The 25,319-nt window shown below is 56.5% G+C and carries 28 protein-coding genes, 1 riboswitch and 1 other annotated feature; of the genes, 23 read left to right on the top strand and 5 right to left on the bottom strand.

Annotation, left to right across the window (positions count from 1 at the left end; all coding sequences use genetic code 11):
* Nucleotides 1-5: 5 nt before the first annotated feature.
* The 22 genes from TQ39_RS00760 to tyrS all read left to right on the top strand — a co-directional run bounded on the left by TQ39_RS00760 (nucleotide 6) and on the right by tyrS (nucleotide 18,951).
* Nucleotides 6-1,904, top strand: coding sequence for an ABC-F family ATP-binding cassette domain-containing protein (locus TQ39_RS00760; RefSeq protein WP_009325735.1), 1,899 nt, complete (start codon nucleotides 6-8; stop codon nucleotides 1,902-1,904).
* A gap of 109 nt (nucleotides 1,905-2,013) precedes the next feature.
* On the top strand, nucleotides 2,014-2,940 hold the full coding sequence (locus TQ39_RS00755; protein WP_050004207.1) for an ATPase, T2SS/T4P/T4SS family: 927 nt from the start codon (nucleotides 2,014-2,016) through the stop codon (nucleotides 2,938-2,940).
* Complete coding sequence (locus TQ39_RS00750) at nucleotides 2,921-3,442, top strand: hypothetical protein (RefSeq protein ID WP_050004206.1); 522 nt, start codon at nucleotides 2,921-2,923, stop codon at nucleotides 3,440-3,442. The genes TQ39_RS00755 and TQ39_RS00750 overlap by 20 nt, the downstream gene beginning before the upstream one ends.
* Before the next feature lie 54 nt (nucleotides 3,443-3,496).
* Nucleotides 3,497-3,691, top strand: coding sequence for a stage III sporulation protein AC (spoIIIAC, locus tag TQ39_RS00745; RefSeq protein ID WP_009325732.1), 195 nt, complete (start codon nucleotides 3,497-3,499; stop codon nucleotides 3,689-3,691).
* 6 nt (nucleotides 3,692-3,697) lie between these two features.
* Nucleotides 3,698-4,078 (top strand): stage III sporulation AC/AD family protein, encoded by a 381-nt coding sequence (locus tag TQ39_RS00740; protein WP_009325731.1) that lies wholly within the window; start codon nucleotides 3,698-3,700, stop codon nucleotides 4,076-4,078.
* Entirely contained in the window at nucleotides 4,075-5,205 is a 1,131-nt protein-coding gene (locus TQ39_RS00735) for a stage III sporulation protein AE (protein WP_009325730.1), read from the top strand. The genes TQ39_RS00740 and TQ39_RS00735 overlap by 4 nt, the downstream gene beginning before the upstream one ends.
* A gap of 2 nt (nucleotides 5,206-5,207) precedes the next feature.
* Complete coding sequence (locus TQ39_RS00730) at nucleotides 5,208-5,669, top strand: hypothetical protein (protein ID WP_009325729.1); 462 nt, start codon at nucleotides 5,208-5,210, stop codon at nucleotides 5,667-5,669.
* 5 nt (nucleotides 5,670-5,674) lie between these two features.
* Nucleotides 5,675-6,247, top strand: a complete 573-nt coding sequence (locus TQ39_RS00725; protein ID WP_156146143.1) for a hypothetical protein — start codon at nucleotides 5,675-5,677, stop codon at nucleotides 6,245-6,247.
* Nucleotides 6,248-6,260: 13 nt separating this feature from the next.
* Nucleotides 6,261-6,881, top strand: a complete 621-nt coding sequence (locus TQ39_RS00720; protein ID WP_009325727.1) for a SpoIIIAH-like family protein — start codon at nucleotides 6,261-6,263, stop codon at nucleotides 6,879-6,881.
* A 186-nt stretch (nucleotides 6,882-7,067) separates the two neighbouring features.
* Nucleotides 7,068-7,439, top strand: a complete 372-nt coding sequence (locus TQ39_RS00715) for an Asp23/Gls24 family envelope stress response protein (protein WP_009325725.1) — start codon at nucleotides 7,068-7,070, stop codon at nucleotides 7,437-7,439.
* 60 nt (nucleotides 7,440-7,499) lie between these two features.
* Complete coding sequence (gene nusB, locus TQ39_RS00710) at nucleotides 7,500-7,952, top strand: transcription antitermination factor NusB (RefSeq protein WP_009325723.1); 453 nt, start codon at nucleotides 7,500-7,502, stop codon at nucleotides 7,950-7,952.
* Nucleotides 7,953-7,957: 5 nt separating this feature from the next.
* Nucleotides 7,958-8,896, top strand: a complete 939-nt coding sequence (locus TQ39_RS00705) for a tRNA (adenosine(37)-N6)-threonylcarbamoyltransferase complex transferase subunit TsaD (protein WP_050004204.1) — start codon at nucleotides 7,958-7,960, stop codon at nucleotides 8,894-8,896.
* Nucleotides 8,884-10,095, top strand: coding sequence for an exodeoxyribonuclease VII large subunit (xseA, locus tag TQ39_RS00700; protein ID WP_050004203.1), 1,212 nt, complete (start codon nucleotides 8,884-8,886; stop codon nucleotides 10,093-10,095). Before TQ39_RS00705 ends, xseA begins: the two co-directional genes overlap by 13 nt.
* Nucleotides 10,092-10,298, top strand: coding sequence for an exodeoxyribonuclease VII small subunit (xseB, locus tag TQ39_RS00695; RefSeq protein WP_050004202.1), 207 nt, complete (start codon nucleotides 10,092-10,094; stop codon nucleotides 10,296-10,298). Before xseA ends, xseB begins: the two co-directional genes overlap by 4 nt.
* 14 nt (nucleotides 10,299-10,312) lie before the next feature.
* Nucleotides 10,313-11,194 (top strand): polyprenyl synthetase family protein, encoded by an 882-nt coding sequence (locus TQ39_RS00690; RefSeq protein ID WP_050004201.1) that lies wholly within the window; start codon nucleotides 10,313-10,315, stop codon nucleotides 11,192-11,194.
* 16 nt (nucleotides 11,195-11,210) lie between these two features.
* Nucleotides 11,211-11,684, top strand: coding sequence for a divergent PAP2 family protein (locus TQ39_RS00685; protein ID WP_009325718.1), 474 nt, complete (start codon nucleotides 11,211-11,213; stop codon nucleotides 11,682-11,684).
* 28 nt (nucleotides 11,685-11,712) lie between these two features.
* Nucleotides 11,713-13,587, top strand: a complete 1,875-nt coding sequence (gene dxs / locus TQ39_RS00680; protein WP_009325717.1) for a 1-deoxy-D-xylulose-5-phosphate synthase — start codon at nucleotides 11,713-11,715, stop codon at nucleotides 13,585-13,587.
* Entirely contained in the window at nucleotides 13,584-14,381 is a 798-nt protein-coding gene (locus TQ39_RS00675) for a TlyA family RNA methyltransferase (protein WP_009325716.1), read from the top strand. The genes dxs and TQ39_RS00675 overlap by 4 nt, the downstream gene beginning before the upstream one ends.
* 143 nt (nucleotides 14,382-14,524) lie before the next feature.
* Complete coding sequence (locus TQ39_RS00670) at nucleotides 14,525-15,241, top strand: NAD(+)/NADH kinase (RefSeq protein ID WP_058722562.1); 717 nt, start codon at nucleotides 14,525-14,527, stop codon at nucleotides 15,239-15,241.
* A gap of 4 nt (nucleotides 15,242-15,245) precedes the next feature.
* Nucleotides 15,246-15,704, top strand: a complete 459-nt coding sequence (locus TQ39_RS00665) for an arginine repressor (RefSeq protein ID WP_009325714.1) — start codon at nucleotides 15,246-15,248, stop codon at nucleotides 15,702-15,704.
* A gap of 25 nt (nucleotides 15,705-15,729) precedes the next feature.
* A complete protein-coding gene (recN, locus tag TQ39_RS00660) occupies nucleotides 15,730-17,394 on the top strand; it encodes a DNA repair protein RecN (protein ID WP_009325713.1) in 1,665 nt (554 codons plus the stop codon).
* Between the two features lie 32 nt (nucleotides 17,395-17,426).
* Nucleotides 17,427-17,663: a binding site (T-box leader), on the top strand.
* Between the two features lie 64 nt (nucleotides 17,664-17,727).
* Entirely contained in the window at nucleotides 17,728-18,951 is a 1,224-nt protein-coding gene (gene tyrS / locus TQ39_RS00655) for a tyrosine--tRNA ligase (RefSeq protein ID WP_050004199.1), read from the top strand.
* Nucleotides 18,952-19,024: 73 nt separating this feature from the next.
* Here the strand turns inward: tyrS and TQ39_RS00650 are convergent, their stop codons facing one another.
* From TQ39_RS00650 to asd, 5 genes are all read right to left on the bottom strand, one after another.
* Complete coding sequence (locus TQ39_RS00650) at nucleotides 19,025-19,483, bottom strand: ACT domain-containing protein (protein ID WP_050004198.1); 459 nt, start codon at nucleotides 19,481-19,483, stop codon at nucleotides 19,025-19,027.
* Nucleotides 19,484-19,495: 12 nt separating this feature from the next.
* A complete protein-coding gene (locus tag TQ39_RS00645; RefSeq protein ID WP_050004197.1) occupies nucleotides 19,496-20,722 on the bottom strand; it encodes a CapA family protein in 1,227 nt (408 codons plus the stop codon).
* On the bottom strand, nucleotides 20,719-21,471 hold the full coding sequence (gene dapB / locus TQ39_RS00640; RefSeq protein WP_009325709.1) for a 4-hydroxy-tetrahydrodipicolinate reductase: 753 nt from the start codon (nucleotides 21,469-21,471) through the stop codon (nucleotides 20,719-20,721). The genes TQ39_RS00645 and dapB overlap by 4 nt, the downstream gene beginning before the upstream one ends.
* A gap of 150 nt (nucleotides 21,472-21,621) precedes the next feature.
* On the bottom strand, nucleotides 21,622-22,515 hold the full coding sequence (gene dapA, locus TQ39_RS00635; RefSeq protein ID WP_050004196.1) for a 4-hydroxy-tetrahydrodipicolinate synthase: 894 nt from the start codon (nucleotides 22,513-22,515) through the stop codon (nucleotides 21,622-21,624).
* A gap of 61 nt (nucleotides 22,516-22,576) precedes the next feature.
* Nucleotides 22,577-23,656 carry an aspartate-semialdehyde dehydrogenase gene (gene asd, locus TQ39_RS00630; RefSeq protein WP_050004195.1) on the bottom strand — a complete coding sequence of 360 codons (1,080 nt, stop codon included), beginning with the start codon at nucleotides 23,654-23,656 and terminating at the stop codon, nucleotides 22,577-22,579.
* 141 nt (nucleotides 23,657-23,797) lie between these two features.
* Nucleotides 23,798-23,973: riboswitch (Lysine riboswitch) on the bottom strand.
* A gap of 64 nt (nucleotides 23,974-24,037) precedes the next feature.
* On the opposite strand from asd, the gene queA reads away from it, so the two are divergent.
* Nucleotides 24,038-25,066 carry a tRNA preQ1(34) S-adenosylmethionine ribosyltransferase-isomerase QueA gene (queA, locus tag TQ39_RS00625; RefSeq protein ID WP_050004194.1) on the top strand — a complete coding sequence of 343 codons (1,029 nt, stop codon included), beginning with the start codon at nucleotides 24,038-24,040 and terminating at the stop codon, nucleotides 25,064-25,066.
* Nucleotides 25,067-25,319: the final 253 nt, after the last annotated feature.

Here is a 25,319-nt window from a genome sequence, read left to right as displayed (position 1 = left end):
AAATTATGTTATTAACGATACAAAACATTCAAAAATATTTTGGAGCTGAGCTGTGTCTCAGGAACATCAGCTGCGTGCTGGACGCACAAGACCGCGCCGGAATTATTGGCGAGAACGGCGCAGGCAAAACCACGCTCATCAAGATCATCACGGGTGAGCTGTACCCGGATGACGGAATCGTGACGCTGGCGCACGGGGCGACGATAGGTTATCTGGAGCAGAACAGCGTGCTGGACCCCGCATGCACGGTATATAGAGAAATGGAAAACGCGTTTCGTTCCGTTTTGGACGCGATGGACGAGATGAAGCGTCTGGAGCGTCAGATGGCGGAGTGTCCGGACGACCATATGCTTTTGGAACGTCATGCGCAGCTCTCCGCTGTTGTAGATGCGGCGGACGGCTATAATATGGACACACAGATCAAAAAGATATTGAATGGCATGGCTTTTCCCGCGCCGGATTATCAGAAAAGCGTGGCTGTGCTCTCCGGCGGCGAGCATACCCGACTTTGCCTTGCCAAGCTGCTGCTGCAAAAGCCTGATCTTCTGATTCTGGACGAGCCGACAAACCATTTGGATTTTGAGACGATGGAATGGCTGGAAAGCTATCTCAAAACCTATCCGGGCGCGATTCTGGTGGTGAGCCACGACCGTTATTTTCTTGATGCTGTCTGCAACCGCATTTTCGAAATCGAGGACAATACGCTTACAGCATATAAGGGGAATTATTCCGCTTATCTTCCGCAGAAAGAGGCGGCTGTGGCGCTTCAGCAGAAGCAGCATGATGCGGATATGGAGAAAGCCGCGAAGCTGGAAGATTATATTGCGCGTAATCTGGTGCGCGCCTCCACCACAAAAATGGCCCAAAGCAGGCGCAAGCAGCTTGAGAAAATGGAGATCACAGAAGCACCGCGCACCTCCCACACCGATCTGAAGTTCCGCTTCACCTTCGATGTGACGCCTTACAACGAGATTCTTACGGCGAAGAATATTTCTGTCACACTGGGCGGCAAAAGACTTGTTGAAGGATTGGATCTGCTTGTAAAGCGGGGAGAACGCCTGGTCATCGCGGGCCCGAACGGCGCGGGAAAATCCACGTTGCTGCGTGTGCTGGACGGCAAGCTGCGTCCACAGGCGGGCACAGTGCGCTTAGGCGCTGGCGCAAAGCCGTCTGTGTTCGAACAGCAACAGCTTCGCCGAGGCGGCACGGTCATCAGCACGATTTGGGACAAATATCCAAAATTCACGGAACTTGAGGTGCGCAGCCACTTGGCCAAGCTGAATTTTCGTGGTGAAGATGTATTCAAGCCGTGTTCGGCACTTTCGGGCGGCGAACTGGCCCGTCTGCGCTTTGCGGAAATTTTGCTGGAAAAGCCGAATCTTTTGTTCCTGGACGAGCCGACGAACCATTTGGATATCTATACCCGGGAATCTCTGGGGGCGGCGCTGGCTTCCTATGAGGGGACGCTTGTGCTCGTCACTCATGACCGTTATCTGATGAACAGCCTTGCTTGTCCAATTTTATTCATTGAAAACGGAAAGACTTCGCTATATGAAGATTATGACGCGATGATGCACCGCGGGGCTGTGCCGCCTGAAAAAAACATCGCACCGGAAAAGACGGCGTCTGCAGGCAAGGCTGCTTACGGCAAGGAGCAACGCCGCCGTCGCGCGGAGCTTCGCACACGGATCAAAGCGCTGGAGGATGAAATGGAGACTCTGGCCCTGCGCATTATGGCGTTGGAGGGTGAAGTGAACGACCCTGATGTTCTGCGGGATCACACGCGTCTGCGGGACGTATGCGATGAGCTGGACGATACCCGTTTTCATCAGGACGAGGTCCTGGCCGAATGGGAAAGGCTTGTGGAAGAACAGGAAGCTTACGAGCAGGAAAACGACGAATAACACAATACAGGTATGCCCCGGACGCATTCAGCGCCCGGGGCATTTTTGGTTCTAACGCCTGTCCGCGTTTCATATCATTGAACAAATGAATGGCAAAGGACGGGAAGATATGGACGCTTTTTATCATGCTGCGTCACAGCTGCCCGGTGCAGTCTCGCAGGCGCTGATGCGCATTCCGCCCCGGTGGGCGGGGGACATTACGGAAATCCGCCTGCGTTCGGGCCGCCCGGTGTCGCTTAGCACGCCGAGCGGCGCACGGTTTGTTTCCATAGACGGCGGTTGGCGAGAAAAACCGGATACAGGCGTGCTGTCTACGCCGCACACGCTGGTGCAGAACTGCTTTCAGGCCATCTGCGGATATTCGGTGCACAGTTTTGCGGATTGCATCGCGAACGGCTTTGTTCCGCTGCCGGGCGGGCACAGGGCGGGCGTGTGCGGTACGGCATTCGTGGATGGCAACGGAACCTTTACGCTCAAAAATATCACGTCCATCAATCTGCGCGTGGCTCGCACGGGCTTGTGTGCCTGCGACGCCGTTCTGCGTCCGCTGCTGTGCGCACCCGGCGTGGGGCTGCTGATCGCGGGTGCGCCGGGCAGCGGCAAAACGACGCTGCTTCGCGCCGTGCTGGCGGAGCTTTCCGCGGCGGGCCGAAAAACAGCCGTGGTGGACGAGCGTTTCGAAATCGCCCCTGTGGAGCAGTCCGGCTTCTGCACGCGGCTGCCTCAGCACTGCGACGTGCTTTCGGGATACCCCAAACACATCGGTATGCAGCATGCGCTGCGCGCACTTGCACCGGACGTTATCGTGTGTGACGAGGTTGGAGCAATGGAAGATATCGCGGCGATCACGCAGGCGGCAAACGCAGGCGTCGGGCTTGTGGTGACCATCCACGCGCCTGACGCGGAAACGCTGCGCCGCAGGCCGCAGTACACGGCTCTGCTGCAGACGGGCGCTTTCCGTCATGTGGCGTTTTTAAAAGGTAAGGAAACACCGGGCAGAATATCGGAGGTCGTGGATGCGGGAACTGTTTTTTAAATGTATCGGTGCGATACTTGTGCTTTACACGGGCGCAGCCATGGGCTGGCGCAAAGGCAACGCCGCCATGCGCCGCGTACAGGTGCTGGCGGATATCTGCGCTTTTTTGGGCGCAGTGCGGGACGACCTTCATTTCCGCTGCGGCCGAACGGAGGAAATCCTCGCTGCGGCACAGCAAAATACCCGGCTGTCGGCGCTGCCGCTTTATTTTTCCGATCTCGCCTCCGGCTGCGGCCTTCAGACAGAGCTGGACAATGCGCTTTGCCGCACTGAACGGGAAATTGCGGGCGTGACGCGGCGGGAAGAGCGCGTGCTGCTGCGCGGCGCGCTGGAGGGGCTGGGCGGCTGTCCCGCGCAGGAGGAGGAACAAAGGCTGGCCTACGCCCAAACACAGCTGGAAACCGCTTTGGATGCTGCCAGAGCGGAGGCTACCCAGCAGCGCCGGCTGTACCGGACGCTGGGCCTCTCGCTGGGCGGGGCTGCCGCGCTGCTGCTGCTGTGAGCCTGGCGGCGTTCCGGGCAGCACGCTGTATGTGAAAAAGGAGCGAAGCGGAAAATGAACATTGATTTTGTATTCAAGATCGCCGCCATCGGCATCATTGTAGCTGTGCTCAACCAGCTGCTGATCCGTTCCGGCCGGGAGGAACAGGCCATGATGACGACGCTGGCGGGGCTTATCGTCGTGCTGATGATGATCATCAGCCAGATCAGCGTCCTGTTCGACACCATCAAGGACCTGTTTGCATTGTGACCTGCCATGGACATTTTCAAGGTCCTGGGCTTCTGTCTGTGTGCGCTGGTGCTGTTGAGCGTACTGCGCCAATACAATCCCGGATACGCGGTGCTGGCCGCACTGGCCTGCTGCATGGTATTGCTTTGGTTCGTCATGCAGGCGCTGGGGCCTGTACTTTCTTTTGTGGAAACTCTTTCGCAGTTTTCAGGCTTCGAGCATTTGGGAACCGTGTTCAAGGCCGTCGCCATCGCGCTGATGGCCCAAAGCGTGCAGGACCTGTGCATGGAAGCAGGGCAAACGGCCCTTGCCGGACGCGTGGAGCTGGCGGGCAAGGTGGCCGTGCTGCTGGCGGCTATGCCGCTGTTCACGGTGCTGACGGATACGCTGCTGGCGCTGCTGCGATGAAGGAGCCGCTTCACTCACGAAGGATTTGGAAACGGCTGGCTTGCCTTGCAGCCATGCTGTTCTGCGTTGCGGCGGCCGGCGTGCCGGCGCTGGCGCAGGAGGCGGCGGGAGACTCTGGAAGCGGGCAATCCGGGATACCTGAGGAATGGGCGCAGGTCACGCAGGAAGCACCAATGACCGCCGGGGATTTCAGCGGGATGACATTGTCCGACTGGCTGGAAAAGGGCGCGGAAATACTGCGCGAGAGCTTGCATGAGCCTTTGAGACTATTGGCAAGGCTGTGCGGCCTGCTGCTGCTGGCGGCCGTGGGAAAAAGCATGTGCACCGAGCGAACGTCGCCGGAACTCGCGGGCCTTGTGGATACTGTTGTCACGCTGGCTGTGTTCACGCTCTGTTCTTCCTGCATGCTGGCGCTCACCGGTGTACTGCAGGATGCAATCGAAACAAGCCGCGTTTATATCATTTCTTTTGTTCCGGTGTTCGCTTCTGTGCTGACAGCCTGCGGACAGGTAGGCGGCGCGGCGCTGTACAGTGGCTTTTTCTTCGGTGCGGCTATGGTTATGGCAGATATTCTGTGCAGAGTGGGGCTGCCGCTCACGCGTGTGCTGCTGGCGCTGAATGCTACTGCGGCCGTAGGCAGTACGCTGGACCTTTCGCAATTGACCGCCTCCGTATGCCGATGGACGAAGTGGCTGCTCACGTTTTGCGCCACGGTGTTCGGCGCGCTCATCGGCCTGCAGGGGATATTTGCGCAGAGCGCGGATACACTCGCGCTGAAAACCGGGAAATTTCTGCTGAGCAGCGGCGTGCCCGTTGTGGGACGGGCAATCTCCGACGCAATGGGCAGTGTGCTGGCCGGATTGAAAATGCTCAAAGGCACAGTAGGGTTTGCGGTGATCGCCGTCATTGCGGCGTCGTTTCTGCCGCTGCTCATACAGTGCTGTGCGTACCACCTTGTGTTTTCCGCCGGAAACATCGTGGCGTCGGCAACGGGCGGCACCAAAAGCGCAAAGCTGCTTTCCGGCCTCTCGGATTGTGTGAGCCTTTACATTTCGATGGTTGTCTTTTTTAGCCTGATCGTCATTTCTTCCACGCTTGTGATGATCCTGCTGGGGAATGGAGGGTAGAATTGGAACAAATCAGGGCCTGGGTGCTGGCCGTGTGCTTTGCGTGTATCGCGGCCGGCATCCTCGGGCAGCTTTCTTCCTCCCGGACGCGGTTTTCTGTCATAAAGCTGATACTCACCCTATATATTTTAATAACCGCATTCGCCCCGCTGCAAAGCCTGGGCGATGGGCATGTAACGTTCGACATTCCGGAAGCGCCGCAGACAGTGCAGGCGCCGGATACGGAAGCAATGGTGTTGAACACGGTGTGCACACGGTTGGAGGATACTGTGCGCAGCGCGCTTGCGGAGAACGGGATTGCGTACACCGAAGTGGACGTGGCGTTGGACGCCGACAGCGAGACCGTAGAGGTGGCGGACGTCACTGTAATAGTCCCCGGCGGCACAGATGTTTCGGGCGTGGAGGATGTTGTCACAAAAGCGCTGGGAACACATGTCCCGGTAACGGTAAATGAAGAAGGATAATGCAAATGGAAAAGAAAGCGGAGCATGGGGGCTGGCAGGAAATGCTGCACGGGCTGTTCCAGAAAAAGAATTGGCTTTTCTTTGTCGGGCTCGCGGGGATCTGTCTGATTTTTTTATCCGACATTCTGTTCGGAGGCCGGGAGGGTTCCACGGGCGCGGCGCGGCAGAGCACACAGCAGGCTGTGAGCGCAGCGACGGGCGTTCAGGAATTGGAGACCCGCCTGACCGAAATGCTGGCGAGCGTGCAGGGCGCCGGCAAAGTGCAGGTGATGATCACACTGGAAAGCGCCGGAGAAACGGTGTATGCACGCGACGAACAATCTGATACACAGACGACGCAGGACGGATCGGACGGTGTGACGGACCGCAAGGAATCCTATAAAAGCGAGCATATCATCGTTGACGCGGCGGATGGAAAACAACCTCTTGTGGAAACGTACATCGAACCGGAGGTGAAGGGCGTGGCCGTGGTGTGCGAGGGCGGGGACGATATTACTGTGATAAAACGCATTACCGATCTGGTCTCGGTTGTATTGGGGCTTTCGACCAACCGGATATGCGTTACAAAAATGATTTAGACGGAGGATGCATATGAAAAGCGCAAAAAGCAAAAGACAATTCACCTTGCTTACCCTGGTGGTGGCGCTGGGCGTTGCGGTGTACCTGAACTGGGAGTACGCGAAAACAGACGCGCCTTTCGCACTGCAGGACCCCGGTGCTGTAAGCGCCAACGCAGCCGTGGAAACTGTTACAGACGGCACCACATCCGGCGTGCTGGACGCCCTGCCCGTGCAGGAGGCGCTGCCCGACAAGAACTACGGCGACGCACAGCTTGTGAGCGCGAATGAGACCAGCAACGACAAATACTTTGAACAGGCTCGACTGACACGAAGCAAAACGCGGGATGAAGCGCTGGACACCATGCAGCAGGCGCTGAAAAATGCCGAGTTGTCCGAGACTGAAAAGACAGCGGTCACCCAAACGCTCACCAACACCATCAACAGCATCACAGTGGAAAGCGACATCGAAAACATGGTAAAGGCGAAAGGCTTTGCGGATTGCGTCGCATTTATCGAGGGAGAAAAGATCAACCTTGCCGTGAAAACAGGCAGCGAAGGATTGGATAAGAGTGAGGTGGCGCAGCTGCGGGATATCATTTTGGGTAAAATGGAGACGGAGGCGAAAAATATCAGTATCGTCGAAGTGAAATAGGTGTTGTGAAAGCAGCCGGAAGATGGTATAATAATTCCAAAGCCGCTTCGACGGGCGGCCGGCGCACAGTTGGTGTGCCGGCTTTCCTATCGCCGGCGGCTTGTGGGATGCCGGCAGTGAAAAAACGTGCCCGGCACTCCTGAAAACTTGCATGTGCGCCCGCGCAGCGGGCAGGGAGGCTTTGAAATGGACGTTACAAATTCCAGCACCATCGGCGGCAGCCTGCAGATATCCACGGATGTCATTGCGAAGATCGCAAAGCTCGCCACGCTTGAGATCGAAGGCGTGAAGGAAGTATCCACCGGAACGATGGGTGTAAAGAGCCTGTTCAATAAGGTGAATCTTCAAAAGCCGATCCTCGTCCAGCTCACTGATGATGTGGCGGAGATCACGGTGAATATCATGGTGAGGTATGGTTATAAGATTCCGCAGCTCTGCGAGAAGGTGCAGGAAAACGTGAAAAGTTCTGTGCAGAACATGACATGCATCACCGTTTCTAAAGTCAACATTGTGGTAACAGGCGTCGCGCAGGAAACTGCCGGCCCGGAAGCGGAGTAACCGAGAAAATCCATGACCCTCCCGCTCTCTGCAGGAGGGTTTGTTTTTGTGAGGAATATCATGAAGAGAAGAATTGCCCGTGAAAACGCTTTTATCGCCGCCTTTGAAGCCAGCTTCAACGCCAACAGCATCGAGGAGATCGTTGCCGCATCACGCGAGCAGGACGAATATGCCGTCGATGCGTATGGCGAAGCGCTGCTGGCAAACTTTTACGCACACAGCGCCGAAGTGGACGATCTGATCAAGGCCAGGCTTAAAGATTGGACGCTGGCCCGTCTGCCGCGCGTAAATGCAGCCATCCTGCGCCTCGCCGTGACCGAAATGCGGTTCAACGGCAGCGACGATATGGACAGTATCGTCATTAACGAAGCGGTAGAGCTGGCGAAAAAATACGCCGGAGAAGAGGACTACCAGTTCATCAACGGCGTGCTGGGGGCAATCTCCCGGGAGGCGCACAGCGCAAAAGCGGACGAGCCTGCCGTTCCGGCGGACTCCGCTTCGGAGGAAGCCTGAGCATTATGTACACCCTTGGCATTGATACGAGTAATTATGCAACCTCTTTGGCTGTGTTCGACACCGCGGCCGAAGAGGTTGTTTGTGACCGTAAACGTTTTTTACCCGTGAAGCCGGGCGAACTGGGCCTCCGGCAGAGCGACGCCGTGTTTCACCATACGGCTGCGCTTCCGGAGCTGCTGCGGGAGCTGGATGCCGAGTTTCCGTTGCACAGAGTGGACGCCGTCGGCGTTTCGGAGAAACCGCGCCCGGTGGAAGGCTCATATATGCCGTGCTTCCTCACAGGGCTTGCAGTGGCACAGGGGCTGGCGCTGGCGCGCGGCGTCCCTTTGGTGCGCACCACTCATCAACAGGGGCATATCGCCGCCGCTCTGCTCTCCGCAGCGGGGGCGTCGCTTTTCGCACGGCGCGTGCTTGTGTTCCATATTTCGGGCGGAACCACCGAGCTCCTTTTGTGCAGCGGAACGTCTGTCGTGTGCCGGGTGGGCGGCAGCACCGACCTTTATGCCGGCCAGGCGGTGGACCGCATCGGCGTAAAACTGGGCTTTGCGTTCCCGGCAGGGGCGGAGCTTTCCAGCCTCGCTTCTGAATGCAGCGAAGAGATAAAGCCAAAGGTAAGCGTAAAAGGTGCGGACTGCAGCTTTTCCGGATTGGAAAACCAGTGTGCCGCACTGCTGGAACATGGCGCAGCCCCGGCTTACGTTGCGAAATATTGCCTGAGTGCCGTGGGCCAGACGGTACTTCGAATGATCTGTGCCGCACAGGAACAGTATCCCGGCGTGCCGGTGGTATGCGCGGGCGGCGTGATGAGCAGCGATATCATACGCGCTTATGTACAGCGGACGCAGCCGGATATTTATTTCGTACCGGGCCGGTATTCCAGCGACAACGCCATCGGCGTGGCCGTTCTGGCGGCAAAGGAGGTTCAGGCATGGCCAATGTGATCACGGTAACGGCGCTGAACCGTTATGTGAAAACGCTGTTGGAGCGAGACTCTGTTTTAACAGATGTGGCGCTGCGCGGCGAGATATCCAATTTTACGAACCATTATAAGACCGGACATTTTTATTTTTCCCTGAAAGACGAGCAATGCTCTGTCAAAGCAGTTATGTTCCGGCGTGATGCACAGAATCTGGCATTCATGCCGCAGAACGGCATGCGCGTCATCGTGCGGTGCCGGATTTCTCTGTTCGAGCGGGACGGCGCGTTTCAGGTCTATGTGGAAGATATGTTTCCGGACGGTATTGGTGCAATGCAGATGGCATTCGAGCAGCTCAAGGAAAAGCTTGACAAGGAAGGTCTGTTCGCTCCGGAGCACAAGAAGCCCCTGCCTGCAATGCCGAAATGCGTCGGCCTGGTTACCTCCAAAACGGGCGCGGCGTTGCAGGATATCCTCAACGTGACGCAAAGGCGCTATCCGATTGCACGTTTTCTGCTTTATTCTGTAACCGTACAGGGAAACGAGGCTGCTCCGGAGATCGCAAACGCCATTACGCGGCTGGACAAGGGCGGACGTGTGGACGTGATCATCGTTGCGCGGGGCGGCGGCTCACGGGAGGATCTGTGGGTTTTCAACAATGAGAGTATCGCCCGCGCGGCATTTGCCAGCAGTACGCCCGTAGTCTCGGCCGTGGGGCATGAAATCGATTTCTCCATTCTGGATTTTGTGGCGGATCTGCGTGCTCCTACGCCTTCGGCGGCAGCGGAGCTGGTGATGCCGGACATGGAAGCGGAATTGCGGGAGATTCGGCGCAGTTATTCAAATATTTGCAAAGAAATACAAAACCGCCTTCAGTTATGTTATAATAGAGTGCGGGATATAGAGGCGGCGCCCCAGCTTGCGGCGGCGCGTTCGCTGCCGCTGGGCCTGCTGCGGGAGCTTTCAGAAAAAGCTGACGCCGCCCGGGCTGCCATGCATGGCAAAATGGACGCCGCCAAGGGGCGCGTTGCTCACGCAGCCATGCTCTGCGGTTCGCTCAGTCCATACAGTGTACTGGCGCGCGGTTACAGCATCGCCCGGAAAGCGGGCTCTGTGCTCAAAAGCAGCGCGGACGCTTCGGAGGGCGACAGGGTAGAGGTACAGCTGGCCGCAGGACGGCTGAGCTGCAGGGTGGAAACGATTATTACAGAGGAAGAGCTATGAAAAAAGAAATGACATTTGAAGCGGCGGACACGGAGCTGGACGCTATCCTTGCGGAGCTTTCCGACTCGGAGACGCCTCTGGACCGCAGCCTTGTGCTGTACGCCAGGGCGGCAGAACTCATCGCCTTTTGCAACGAAACACTGCAAAAGGCGCAGATCACCATTGATGAGATCGACGCAAAAAACGCCGGGAAGCAGGAATAAAGAAGGAGCGTTCTATGGATTACAACGCGCAGTACCAGGCATATTTGAACACGGCCGAGACGGCGCTGGCGCAGCAGGCGGACCGGTGCTTTAACGAACGCTCCCGCGTGTGTGAGGCGGCGCGGTACAGCCTGTTCGGCGGCGGAAAGCGTGTGCGCGCCGTGCTTTGCCTGGCCGTGTGTGATATGCTGAACGGCAACAGAAACGCGGCAGCCTGTTATGCGGCTGGGGTGGAGATGCTGCACTGCTATTCTCTCATCCATGACGACCTTCCTTGCATGGATAATGACGATATGCGCCGAGGGCGTCCGTCGTGCCACAAAGCTTTTGGGGAGGCTACGGCTCTGCTGGCAGGCGACACTCTGCTTACGGCAGCATTCGAAACTCTTTCCGGTTCACCAGGCACTGCCGTCCAGAACACCGCCGCTGTTTGTGCGTTGAGCCGTGCGGCCGGGGCAAACGGTATGGTGTGGGGTCAGGAGCTTGACCTTGCTTTTGAAGAAAAGCCTGCCACGGCTGAAGAATTGCGCGAGGTGCACCGCAACAAGACCGGAATGCTCATCAACGCGGCGGCGCAGCTGGGAGCGGTGGCGGCAAGTGCGGACGATATTCAGCGGCAGGCCATTGCGCGATATGCCTTTTCCGTAGGACTGGTGTTCCAGATCATTGACGATATTTTGGACGTTACGGCGACGGCGCAGCAGTTGGGCAAACCCATTGGCAGCGACACTGCCAATGGGAAAACGACGTTTGTTACATTGCACGGCGTGGAACGCTCCCGCGGGATTGCGCAGGAATTGACAGACGGGGCCTGTGGCGTCCTACGCGCGGCATTCGGCGGCCGGGCGCAGTTTCTGGAGACCTTAGCGGCCAGCCTGCTGGAACGAAATCAGTAGAAAGGACCAGATCGTAATGCATGTTTTGCAACGGCTTTTTTTCGGGAATTACATCCTGTCCGTCGCTCTGCTCTCCTGGCTGGCGGCGCAGATATGTAAGACGATCATCAACTATATCCTGAGCGGCAAATTTGAAGCGGAGCGCATGTGGGGAGCAGGCGGCATGCCCAGTGCACACTCGGCGCTCGTCTGTTCCATGTTTATGGCCGCAGCAAAAAGCCAGGGCGTCAACTCGCCCATTTTCGCTATTGCATTTATCCTGGCCGCTATCGTAATGTACGACGCCATGGGTGTGCGGCGTGAGACCGGCGAACAGGCCAAGGTACTCAACCGTATGATATCCGACTGGCTGAGCGAAGACGAGGACGCACCTGCCTATCTGGCGCAGAATGGCCGCAAGCTGAAGGAAAAAGTGGGGCACACTCCATTTGAAGTGCTTTCCGGCGCGTTATTGGGAATTTTGATCGCTGTGATCGTCCCCGCACCCTGAAGGCAGTAAAACGATTGATAGAAAGGACGTGAACGGCACGCGCCTTTTAGACACGATCCATTCCCCGGCCGACGTCAAACGGCTGGATTTCGGACAGCTGCAGGAGCTGTGCGCGGAGATCCGCGCGTTTTTGATTGACTCCGTCTCCAAAACCGGAGGGCATCTTTCCTCCAATCTCGGTACCATTGAACTGACGGTTGCGCTGCATAAGGTGTTTGCTACACCCAGCGATAAATTTGTCTGGGACGTGGGACACCAGTGTTATACGCACAAGATCCTTACCGGGCGCAGGGAAGGATTCGACCGGCTTCGCATGCTGGGAGGCATCTCCGGGTTCCCAAGCCCGCGGGAAAGCGAACACGACGCTTTTATCGCGGGACATGGCAATACCTCACTCTCCGCTGCCATCGGCATGGCCCAGGCGAAGAAGCTTCGGCATGAGCCGGGCAAGGTCATTGCCGTCGTGGGAGACGGCGCTTTTACCGGTGGCATGATCTATGAGGGCATGAACAATATCCGTAGCCTGAACAATTTGATCGTCGTGCTCAACGACAACAAAATGTCCATTTCCAAAAACGTCGGTTCGGTGGCGCAGTATCTTACCCAACTGCGCACCAGCCCGCGTTATTTCAAAGCAAAACGGGATGTGGAATCTCTCCTGGACTCCACGCCGGTCGTGGGCGGCGCCATCAAGGCAGGCATCCAAACGGTGAAATCTGCATTTCGGCGTTCGTTGTATCATTCCACAATGTTTGAGGAAATGGGGTTCCAATACGTCGGCCCGGTTGACGGGCACGACGTCAAAGAACTTTCCATGTTGTTTGATGCATACCGGCAGGAGCAAAGCGCGCCGCTGTTCGTTCACGTTTTGACCATAAAGGGGAAAGGCTTTACGCCGGCGGAACAAAATCCCGGCGAATTTCACGGCGTTTCCGCTTTCGATGTAAATCATCTGACGGATCCGGACGTCGCGCCGGACAGCTCTTTTTCCACAGTGTTCGGGCAGCAGTTGGCACAGCTCGCCGGGCAGGACGAACGTATCTGCGCGATCACGGCGGCCATGAAGTACGGCACAGGGCTTCAGTATTTTTATAAGCAGCACAAATCGCGGTTCTTCGATGTGGGCATGGCGGAACAGCACGCCGTCACGTTTGCCGCCGGCCTGGCGGCAAATGGAATGCGGCCCGTTGTTTCAATCTATTCCACATTCCTGCAGCGCGGTTACGACCAGATCATTCACGACGTCAATTTGCAGCGTCTCAGCGTGCTTTTCGCGGTAGACCGCGCCGGCCTTGTGCCCGGTGACGGCGAGACGCATCAGGGTATCTATGACGCCGCGTTTTTCAGTGAGCTCGACAGTTTTCAGATCGTTTCTCCCTGCAATTACGCAGAATTGGCATATTGGCTGGAACGGCTCCTTCTGGAAGACGGCCCGCGTGCGCTGCGTTACCCGCGCGGCGCGGAGGACGAAGCGTTGGCCGCTCTGGACTGCAGCGGCCTGGAATACGACGTGTTTCGTGCGGAAGGTCCCGCGGATGCGGCGCTCGTGACCTATGGCGCACAGGCTAAGGAAGCGTTGGCGGCCGCGAAATTGGCCGCGCAGCAAGGCGTTTGCGTGGATGTGTACAAACTTACAGTGATACATCCTCTGCCGCAGGGGCTTTGTGATGCGCTCGGCGGTTACCGCAGCATCCTGTTTGCAGAGGAGGGCGTGCGGGGCGGCGGTATCGGTGAGCATCTGGCGGCCGCGCTGCTGGAGCGCGGCTGCAACGCGTCTTATCGGCATATCGCCGTGCCGAACAACGGGCTGACGCATGCTTCTGTGGACGAATTGCGCGCCCGCTTTGGGTTGGATGCGGCGTCCCTGGCAGCAGCTATTATGAAGCAAGGAGACGTCAAGTGAAAATTCGATTGGATCAATATCTTTGCCAAAACGGCCTGGCACAGAGCCGGGAGCGTGCAAAAGCGCTCATCATGGCCGGCATTGTGTATGTGGGTGAGGAAAAAAGCGACAAGCCCGGCAATATGGTAGACGAAAATGCACACGTGGAAGTACGGGGCCATGATATCCGATATGTGAGCCGTGGTGGACTGAAGCTGGAAAAGGCGATGCAGGTATTTCCGCTCACCCCGGAGGGAAAGGTTTGCATGGATATCGGCGCGTCCACAGGCGGTTTCACCGACTGCATGCTGCAGAACGGAGCTGTAAAGGTATATGCTGTGGACGTGGGCTACGGACAGCTTGCATGGACGCTGCGCTGCGACAAACGTGTTGTGAATATGGAACGCACCAACATCCGCCATGTGACAGCGGAACAGCTACAGGAGCCAGTCGCTTTTTTCAGCGTGGATGTTTCCTTTATTTCTCTCAAGCATATCTTTCCGGTCGCTGCCGCCATCACCGCGCCGGAGGCGGAAGGTGTCTGCCTTGTAAAGCCGCAGTTTGAGGCCGGGAAGGAAAAGGTTGGGAAGAAAGGTGTCGTGCGCGAAGCTGCTACCCACCGTGAAGTCATTGAAGCGGCGTCCGGCTTTGCCGTTCAGAATGGTTTTTCTGCCGTTGGCCTGGATTTTTCACCCATCAAGGGACCGGAGGGGAACATCGAATTTCTGATGCATGTGCGCAAATGCGTACAGCCTGAAGGCCTGCCGCAGCGTACGATAGAAGCGGTTGTGTCAAAGGCGCATGAATCCCTGTAAAGGTGTGGTTTTGTGACTGTTTTTTTGATCCCAAACCTAAAAAAGAAAATGCCGTTCCCACGGCGCTTCGTGCGGCAAAAACGCTGCGGGGTGCCGGCGCGCGCGTTTTGCTGTCCGATGCAGTGCGGGAGTATTTTGTCGGAATGGGACAGGAATTTGCGGAGGACGCCAAAGCGTTCGAACTTTGTGATGTGATCGTGACGGTGGGCGGCGATGGCACGATCCTGCACGCCGCACGCCAGAGCCTGGGATATAATAAGCCGCTTCTGGGCATCAACATCGGCCGTATGGGCTTTTTGGCCACCGTCGAAGCCTATGAGATGGAAAAGCTGGAACGCCTGGTGCATGGAGAATATATCCTTGACAGGCGCTCTATCCTTTCTGTTTCCGTGGACGGACAGAATCGGTTCCGCCAAACGGCGCTGAACGATGTGGTCATCTCAAAAAGCGGCATCTCTCAGACGGTCGATGTAGAGATTTTCTGCGACGACATTCTGGTCAACCATTACCAGGGCGACGGCGTGGTCATCGCAACGCCCACGGGTTCTACCGCATATTCGCTTTCTGCGGGCGGCCCGGTGCTGGATGCTCACATTGCAGGACTCGTCGTGACACCCATCTGCGCCCACAGCCTGCACAGTCCGTCCATGGTGTTTTCGGCCGGACGCCGTCTGCGCGTTTCGCTGTCTTCTCCGTTGGGGCCTCATAACGCGCTGCTCAGTTGCGACGGCCGCAGTCCGGAGACGATTTCCTGTCAAGACACAGTGGACGTCGCGCTGTCGGACAAGTACATTTCGCTGATCTGCTTCAACGAGGCGGATCAGTTTGAAGCCATAGACAAAAAGCTGAAAGGACGGTAACACAATGAAAAACGCACGCCACAGCAAAATTTTGGAGCTGATCGGCCAGCATTCTATTGATAAACAGGAAGAGCTTCTCGCGCATTTGCGCCGGAGCGGCTTTGAGGTGACGCAGGCCACCGTATCGCGGGATATCCGGGAACTGGGGCTTGTCAAAGTCGCCACCGGGGATGGGCATTACCGCTATGTCGCGGCCTCCGGCGCAGGTAAAAGCGCCCATTCGCCCAGCCGGTTTGAAACAATCTTCCGGGAATCTGTGCTTAAGGCGGATTTCGCGGGCCATTTTGTGCTCGTCAAATGCTATACCGGCATGGCCAATGCCGCCTGCGAAGTGTTTGACGCAATGGTGTGGAACGATGTGGTCGGCACGCTTTCCGGCGACGACACATTCCTTGTCCTGATGCGCTCCGAGGATGCCGCGCGCACTCTCGTGGGTGAGCTTGCGAAATATATTGCGCATTGACGCCGCTCTGCGGAGGTGATTTGCCATGTTGTGCGAAATAAAAATTGAGAATGTCGCCGTCATTGAAAAGGCTGCCGCTGTATTCAGCGACGGCCTCAATGTGTTGTCCGGTGAAACGGGCGCGGGCAAATCCATCCTGATCGATTCAATCAACGCTATTCTGGGGAACCGAACTTCCCGAGAGATCGTGCGCAGCCACACGCCCAAAGCCATGATATGGGCCACGTTCCGCGGAATCGGCGCAAAGACACGCGCCCAGCTTGCGGACGCGGGCTATGAAGCGGAGAACGAGCTGCTTCTCTATCGTGAGATCACGGCAGAGGGGAAAAGCACTTGCCGCATCAACGGCATGCCGGCAACAGCGTCTGTGGTGCGCGACATCTGCAGTGGACTTATCAACATTCATGGCCAGCACGACAATCAGAGCCTGATGAACCCTGCGCGGCATCTGGGTATTCTGGATTCCTTTGCGCAGAACGAGACGGCGCACGATGCTTATTATGTGGTCTACAAAGAGCTTTGCCGCGTCAAAAAGGAAATTGACGCGTTGTCCATGGACGAGACGGAGAAGGAACGCCGCATCGAGACGCTTCGGTTTCAAATTGAAGAGATCGGAGCTGCGGAGCTGCGGCCCGGTGAGGAAGATGAGCTGCTGAACCGCCGGACACTCATCCGCAACGCCCAGACCGTAACGGAACAGTTGAACATTGCTTACGCCGCGCTCAGCGGTGCAGAGGATGCTCCCGGCGCGGGCGAAATGCTGGGCAGTGCCGCCACGGCACTGGAGAGCATCAGCAGTCTTTCTGAGGATTTTGCACCGTTGGCTGAGCAGATGAGCGGGCTTTATTATACGGCCCGGGATGCGGCAAGCGACATTGCCGATATCCTTGCGCGCTGCGAGTTTGACCCGCAGGCGCTGGACGCTGTGGAGGAACGGTTGGATCTTATCTATCGCATGAAGCAGAAATACGGTGGGGATGTGCAGGATATCCTTGCTTATCTGGATGCGGCCACGGCGGAACTGGACGGTATTGAGACAGGCGCGCAGAGGCTGGATGAATTGTACGACCGTCAGGCGGCTTTGTACGATAAAGCAAAAGCGCTGGCAGACGCCCTGACGCAGACGCGGCTGGAGGCTTTTGAGCGCTTTAACGCGCAGATCACGGACGCGCTGCGCTTTTTGAACATGCCCGGCATCCGCTTCACGCTGTCACACAAAAAAGGCCCGCTGGCGGGCAGCGGACAGGACTCCGTTGAATTCAACATCTCTACGAACCCGGGCGAAGAGCCCAAGCCGTTGGCAAAGATCGCATCCGGCGGCGAGCTTTCGCGCATCATGCTGGCTGTCAAAAGCGCATTAGCGGATAAAGATGATATCGGCACTGTGATCTACGATGAGATCGACACCGGGGTCTCCGGTCTGGCGGCAGGGCGCATCGGTGAAAAGCTGAAGCAGACGGCGCAGGGCAGACAGGTCATCTGCATCACACATACTGCGCAGATCGCGGCGCAGGCAGATAACCACCTGCTCATCCGAAAAAACGTCAGTGAAGACCGTACTTATACGGAAATAGACGCACTGAGCGGGGAGGGCCGTGTGCAGGAGCTGGCGCGCATGATTTCCGGCGATAAAATTACGGAACTGGCGCTGGCGAATGCCCGGGAAATGCTTCGGATGGCAAAGGCTTGACAGCCGCGCGTATTTTGGCTATACTATAACCCATAAATGCAGCGACGGGAACGAGTACCTGTGAAAGCGCCGGCAAAGAGAACCTCTGTTTGGTGAAAAGGGGAGCGGTGCGCATGGCGAATACATCCCTGAGCAGCGGGCTGAACAAGTGATTCAGTAGGCCTTGCCGGGTGCGCCCGTTAAAGCGCAGTGTGTTACTGGACACACGGAGGCCGGCATCCGCGAGGGGCCGGTGAACAGAGGTGGTACCGCGGATATCCGCCCTCTGCCAAATTTATTTTGGCAGAGGGCTTTTTTGTATGTCTTCTGCCGCAAAACACAGGAGGAAGTTCCATGGAAAACGTATTCGATCTTTTCAAAGAGCGCGGTCTCATCGCGCAGGCCACCGACGAAGCATCCATTCGAGAGCTGTTGGGCAAAGAAAAAATCACTTTCTATACCGGCTTTGACCCTACGGCGGACAGCCTGCATGTGGGCCATTTCATGCAGCTTATCATCATGCGCTACATGCAGCAGGCGGGGCATCGCCCCATTGTCCTGCTGGGCGGAGGTACCACGATGGTGGGTGACCCCACAGGCAAAACAGACATGCGCAAAATGCTCACCCAGGAACAGATCCGGCACAACGCGGACGAATTTAAAAAACAGATGAGCAAATTCATCGATTTTTCCGAGGGCAAGGCCATCATGGCGAACAATGCCGACTGGCTTCTCGGCCTGAACTATGTGGATTTTCTGCGGGAGATCGGCGTGCATTTCTCTGTCAACAAGATGCTCACCGCCGAGTGCGTCAAAACACGTATGGAAAAAGGCATCACGTTCCTGGAATTCAACTATATGCTGATGCAGAGCTATGATTTTCTGCACTTGGCGCGGGAGTACGGCTGCAAAATGCAGTTCGGCGGAAATGACCAGTGGAGCAATATCATCGGCGGCGTGGAGCTGAACCGCCGATGTGATAACCGCGATGTGTACGGCATGACGTTCACGCTTTTGACAACGCGCGAAGGCAAAAAAATGGGTAAGACCGAAAAAGGAGCAGTCTGGCTGGACCCCGAAAAAACAAGCCCGTACGAGTTCTTCCAGTACTGGCGCAACATAGACGATTGTGAGGTGCAAAATTGCCTGAAGCTTCTCACCGGTGTGCCCGTCAAGGAGATCGACGCGATTGACATGGGCAACGCCTCCGACGTGAACAAGGCGAAGGAACTGCTGGCCTATGAGCTGACGAGCCTTGTGCACAGCAAGGAAGACGCCGAAAAAGCCATTGCCACAGCAAAACGCCTTTTCAGCGGTGAAATGGATGCGGAGCATATGCCCGCCACCGTTGTGGACGCGGCGCTTGTGGCGGACGGAAAGGCCTCCGTGCTCGACCTGCTCGTTGCCGCGGGCCTCGCGCCCAGCAAAGGGGAAGCACGGCGCCTGGTGCAGCAGGGCGGCATTTCCGTGGACGGCGAAAAGGTGACGGATGTATCGGCCGTCGTAAACGCCGAAGCGTTGGGAAAAGGCATCGTTATCAAAAAAGGTAAGAAGGTCTATCACCGTATTACACTGTAACCGGAAAACAACCAAAAAACAAGCCGGGATGCTCCGCAGAGGGCGGTCCCGGCTTGTTTTTTAATATGTCCGTTTATGCGGCAAATGCCTGACGCAGCACATTCAGCGCGCTGTCCTCATTTTCCCCGCGTACAAGCAGAGAAATATCCAGATCGGACGTCGTGATGAGCACTACCTCGATGCCCGCATCCCGCAGCGTACGCAGAGCAAGGGCAGCCACGCCGCAGCTTGTCACCATCTCTTCACCAAAAAGATTGATCTTGCTGTATCCGCTGCTGATAAGAGGCGCGCTGCCCGCGCCCGTGCGGTACTCCGAGATGGTCTGCATGGCGGATTCAAAATAAGACGCCGGCATTGTAAAGCTGAAGTCGATGGTAGCGGCACGGGGCGCGCTCTGGCAAATCATGTCTACAACAACGCCTTTTTGCGCAAACGCGGTCAAGGCGTCCGCAAGAGCCGAGGCCGTATCGGCCTCTGTAAAAGTAATCATCATAACGTCCTGCTCACTGGAAATTCTGGTTACGCCGTTCATAGCAATGCCTCCTTATTCAAGTACGAGAAATTCCGGGCTGATGTATTCTGTCAAAAGCTGTGTGATATATTCCTTACTGAAACCGGAAAAGCGTGCGCGCACACCATGAGCAGCAGCAAGTTCTTCCGTGTAATCCCGGTACAGATAGGCGCGCGCATTGGTGTAGTTGGAATCATAATGCATCACCATCGGCACCGCATGAACATTACCCACCGACGCGCTGGCGGAGCCGTCCGGCTGTGTTGTTTTGGTGATATCAAAGGTCAGGATCACACCGACCATGTTGTTTGCGGCAGCCTGTGTGGAAACAAAATTTCCCAGGGAATAGGCAATGGGAACCGTTTTGCCCGTTCCGGCTGCGGTAAGCAGCTCCACGGGCTGGATGACATGCGGGTGCGTGCCAATAATGACATCCGCGCCCCAGTCCGCAATTTTCTGTCCCAGCGCACGCTGGGCGTCGGTGGGAGTATGACTGCCTTCAACACCCCAGTGTACACCCACAACAACGATATCCGCCTGTTGGCGTGCAAGCTCGATCTGCTGCTGGATCACATCCTCCTGGCTGGTATAAATAACATTGGCGGCAGCATCGGAAGGCGTGGGGAGGCCGTTCGTCGTCTCCGTATAGGCCAGATAAGCGATGCGCACGCCCTCCTTTTCCTGGATGGGAATGTTGCCGTAATCGGCTTCGCCTGCGTACAGGCCCGTGGTGACCACGTCGTCCGGCATGTCGTCCCAGAAACGGAGCGTTGCTGCGATACCCTGACTGCCTTTGTCGTAGGAGTGGTTGTTTGACATGGAGATCACACGCCAGCCGACATCATATACCGCCCGCCCCAACGCGCCGGGCGTACAGAAACAGGGATAGGAGGAAGGCGGAAGCTCGTCCGTTACCAGAGTTTCCTGATTGATCCAGTTGATGTCGAAGTCTTTATAAAAAGGCGCGACATTTTCATACAAAGCCGTAAAATCATAACCTTCGCCGCCTGCACGGCTGCGGGCCTGCAGATAAAGACCGTCATGAATCAGGTTGTCGCCTGTGGCGGAAAAGCGCAGCGTCGTCACGGCGGGCTGCGGTTCCGGCTCGGGCTGAGAAACGGAAACGGCGGGCTCGGAGCCCGGAGCGGTGCTGGAAGACGAAAGCTGTCCCGATGCACCGCTTCCGCAAGCGGAGAGCAGCAAGGCCGGCACAAGCACCACGCTCAGCAAGGCTATGTGTTTTTGGTTTCTCTGTTTCATAGATGCATCAGATCCTTCATATTATACATCCCGGCGGGTTTTCCCGCCAGAAACACCGCTGCGTTCAGCGCGCCGTTGGCGAACACCTCTCGGGAACCGGCGCTGTGGGAAATGGTGATGACCTCCTCCGGTCCGGCAAAAATCACCTCGTGCTCGCCCACGATGCTGCCGCCGCGCACAGCGTGAATGCCGATCTCTGTCGGTTCACGTTTGCGCCGCTCGGCGTGCCTGTCATATACATAGTGGTAGGGAACCGGGGACGCGCCGCAAAGCTCATCTGCAATCATCAACGCCGTGCCGCTGGGCGCATCCAGCTTGTTATGGTGATGCTTTTCGATGATCTCTACGTCGAAATCTGTCCCCAGCACAGCGTTGGCCTGTTTGGCAAGCTCGATGAGCAGATTGACGCCCAAAGACATGTTCGCACTCTTGAACACCGCTACGGTTTTTGAAAGCTCACGCAGCGCCTGTTCCTGTCCCTCGCTCAGGCCCGTTGTACATATGACGCAGGGCAGCTTGTGCGCTCTGCAGTATTCAATGGCATTCTGCGTGGCGTCAGGGTTGGAAAAATCGATCAGCACGTCCGCTGGCACGGTGTTTTTCTCCAGTGACGGGAACACCGGAACAGCGCTTGGAAGCTCTTTCGCGTCCACACCAGCCACCACGCGGCAGTCTGTGCGCGCCTCGATCATTGTACACAGCGCGCGGCCCATACGCCCGTGGATGCCCTGGATGATGATATCGGTCATATTCACACTTCCTTTTCAAAGGATGATATAAGTATAACACAACAGCTTACCCGATGGCAAAACCAAAGGTAAGCTGTTGCGAAGCTGGGGCTGCATCAGGTTCGGCCGCAGGTGCAGCCATGCTCCTGGAGAGCAGCCTGTCGATTTGTTTTACGCTTTCAGGAAACCGGCCGCACAGAGCGCCGTGCGCAGACGTTCCCGGTTCGCTGCGTTCAAAGGAGCAAGCGGCATACGGCATTGTCCCGCGTCATGTCCCAGCAGATTCATCGCTTCCTTTACAGGAATAGGGTTCACGTCGCAGAACAATGCTTCGATCAGTTCCAGAAGCCGAAGCTGCAACGCAAGGCTTTCCGCGTGTTTGCCCTCGAAATAAAGCCGGCAGATATCGTGCGTTTCCCGCGGGGCTACGTTCGCCAGCACAGAGATCACTCCGATGCCGCCCAGAGCCAGCAGGGGAAGGATCTGGTCGTCGTTTCCGGAATAGATGGCCAGTTCGTCGCCGCACAGCGCAGCCGTTTTCGCGATGGCGCTCACGTTTCCGCTCGCCTCCTTGGTGGCCACAATGAGCGGATGCTTCGCAAGCTCTGCGTATGTCTCAGGCTGAATATTCATACCTGTGCGCGAAGGCACATTGTAAAGGATCATCGGCAGACCTACGGCGTCCGCCACCGCATTGAAATGCCGTACAAGACCTGCCTGGCTGGTTTTGTTGTAATAGGGCGTCACCTGCAGCAAAGCGTCTGCGCCGCGGCTTTTCGCCTCGCGGGAGAGGGCGACGGCGTGGCGCGTATCATTGGAACCTGTGCCGGCGATGACCGGCAGACGACGGTTCACCGTCGCACAGGCAAATTCTATCACATCCAGATGTTCCGTGTCGTTCAGCGCGGAGGCTTCGCCCGTGGTGCCGCAGATGACGATTGCATCTGTGCCGCCCGCGATCTGCTGCTCCAGCAGTTCTTTCAACACCGGATAGTTGACGGAACCGTCCTCCAGCATCGGCGTGATGATGGCCACGCCGGAGCCCTTGAAAATCGTCTGCTTCATGGGGGTATACGCTCACTTTCTTTTAAACGGTTTCTGAATCTCAAAACGGTGGGGAAGACGATCAGCCCATGTACCCCTCCGCCGCCAGCAGCTCTGCCAGCAGAACCGCACCGCCGGCGGCGCCGCGGAGCGTGTTATGTGAAAGGCATACAAATTTGTAATCATATTGCGTGTCGGGGCGCAGACGGCCGATGGAAACCGACATGCCGTTTTCCAGGTTGCGATCCAGCTTTGTCTGAGGGCGGTCGGCCTCTTCAAAATAGTGCAGGAACTGCTTCGGCGCGCTGGGCAGCTTCAGCTCCTGGGCCGGGCCGGAAAAGGCGGCCCACTTTTCTTTGATTTCCTCCATTGTGGGCTTTTTGTCAAAGCTGACGAACACCGCCGCCATGTGGCCGTCTGAGCACGCAACGCGCAGGCACTGGGCAGTAATGGAGGGCTTGTCGGCCGGAACGATCTGTCCGTTTTCAATATGGCCCCACAGCTTGAGCGGCTCTTTCTCGCTTTTTTCCTCTTCACCGCCGATGTATGGAATGCAGTTGTCAACCATTTCGGGCCAGGTCTCAAAGGTCTTGCCTGCACCGGAAATAGCCTGATAGGTGCACACAAGGCATTTGGAAACGCCGTAATCCCGCATCAGGGGATGCAGAGCGGGAACATAGCTCTGCAAAGAGCAGTTGGACTTTACGGCAATGAAGCCGCGTTTGGTACCAAGGCGCGCGCGCTGAGCGGAGATAACTTCAATATGCTCCGCGTTGATCTCAGGCACGACCATCGGGACATCCGGCGTAAAACGGTGCGCGCTGTTGTTTGAGACAACAGGGCATTCCGCCTTCGCATAGGCCTCCTCCAGAGCTTTGATCTCGTCCTTTTTCATGTCCACGGCGCAGAACACGAAGTCTACTTTCGCGGCAACGGCGGCAACGTCGGCGGCATCCATCACCACCATTCTTTTCGCTTCTCCGGGCATTGGCGTAGGCATGGCCCACCGTGCGCCCACGGCTTCCTCATACGTTTTTCCGGCGGAACGGGGAGAGGCGGCCAACGCCGCGAGACGGAACCACGGATGATTTTCCAGCAGAGAAACAAACCGCTGCCCAACCATACCTGTTGCGCCAACAACACCGACTTTGTATTCTTTCATTTTTAACAACCCTTTCCCATTGACCTCTTTATCTATTTTATGCGCATGATACAAAAACGATGAACATGCGAATAAAGCCGCAAAAGAAAAAAACCGGCTTGAAAAACCGGCAAGAATTGCAATATAATATATAAGATTGCTACCTTCCGCAGCGCAACGCGCCACGACGGACGCGACAGCCGCAAGCCTTTCAGCGTTGCAGCCAGGCGGCGCTTGCCGCGCGCTGCCTTCGGCGGTTTTCCCTTTTGACGCGGCTTAGGATTTTGGCAATCACGATACACGCGTTTACTCTTGAAAACCGCACCTCTGCGGTTTTTATTCTATTTATTGTTTAATATATCATCCACACAACGTGATGTCAATGAAAAGAAGGCCTGAACGATGCAAAAAAGCGACTTTTATTTTGACCTGCCCAAAGAACTGATCGCCCAGGAGCCATGTGAACCACGAGATGCCGCGCGCCTGTTGTGCCTCGGCCGCGCCAGCGGCGAGCTCCGTCATGCTGTATTCCGTGACCTTCCCGGCCTTCTGCAGCCCGGGGACCTGCTGGTCGTCAACAATTCCAAGGTGCTGCCTGCGCGTCTCATTGGGCACAAGGAAGGCACCGGCGCAGTCTGCGAACTGCTTTTGCTGCGGCAGGTGAAAGGCGACGTATGGGAATGCCTGGCCAAACCCGGCAAACGCCTGCATGCGGGTACGCGTATCATCTTCGGCGACGGCACACTGACGGCGGTCGTCCGTGATACAATGGAGGACGGCAACAAGCATGCGGAATTTTTTTACGATACTCCGACGCTGTATGAAAAACTGGACGCCTTCGGGAAAATGCCTCTGCCGCCCTATATCCAAAAGCAGCTGGACGACCAATCCCAGTATCAGACTGTATATGCGAAAGAGCTTGGAAGCGCTGCTGCGCCCACGGCAGGCCTGCATTTCACACCGGAGCTTATGGATACACTGCGAAAAGAAGGCGTCCGCTTTGCCGAGGTAACGCTGCATGTAGGACTCGGCACGTTCCGCCCTGTGAAAGAGGATGATATCCTTGACCACAAAATGCACAGTGAATGGTATTCCGTCAGCGAAGAAACCGCTCGTCTGATTCGGGAAACCAAGGCTGCCGGACGACGTGTGATCGCCGTGGGAACCACAAGCTGCCGCACGCTTGAAGCTGTTGCCACAAAATACGGCGAAGTCCGCGCATGCAGCGGCGATACGGATATTTTCATCTATCCGGGCTACCAATACAAGGCCATCGACGGTCTTATCACCAATTTTCATCTTCCGGAAAGCACGCTCATCATGTTGGTGTCCGCCTTCTGTGGCTACGAAAACACCATGCGCGCTTATCGTGTGGCCGTGGAAGAAAAATACCGCTTTTTCAGCTTTGGAGATGCAATGTACATTGGGTGAGTAAAAAATCCGGTCAGAGAGCAGGAGAACGAACTAATACAGCTTCTTTTTGCTAAACAGGAGTTTATCAAAACACTGGTTGGCGATGCCTTGTGATGACGTTTGAATGGACATAAAAACATCACTGTTGAACCTTTTTTCTGCAAATGCTGAAGCAGTGCCTATTGTCCATGTTGACTTTCGAAGAAAAGCCTGTTATGATAAAAGCAAAGAAAAGCGGTGTGGGGAAGTGTTCCTACACCGCTCATTTTTT

The organism is Ruthenibacterium lactatiformans (genome assembly GCF_000949455.1).
Lineage (GTDB): Bacteria > Bacillota > Clostridia > Oscillospirales > Ruminococcaceae > Ruthenibacterium > Ruthenibacterium lactatiformans.
The sequence above is the reverse complement of the archived record's forward strand: the minus strand, read 5'-3'. Positions and strand labels throughout refer to the sequence as shown.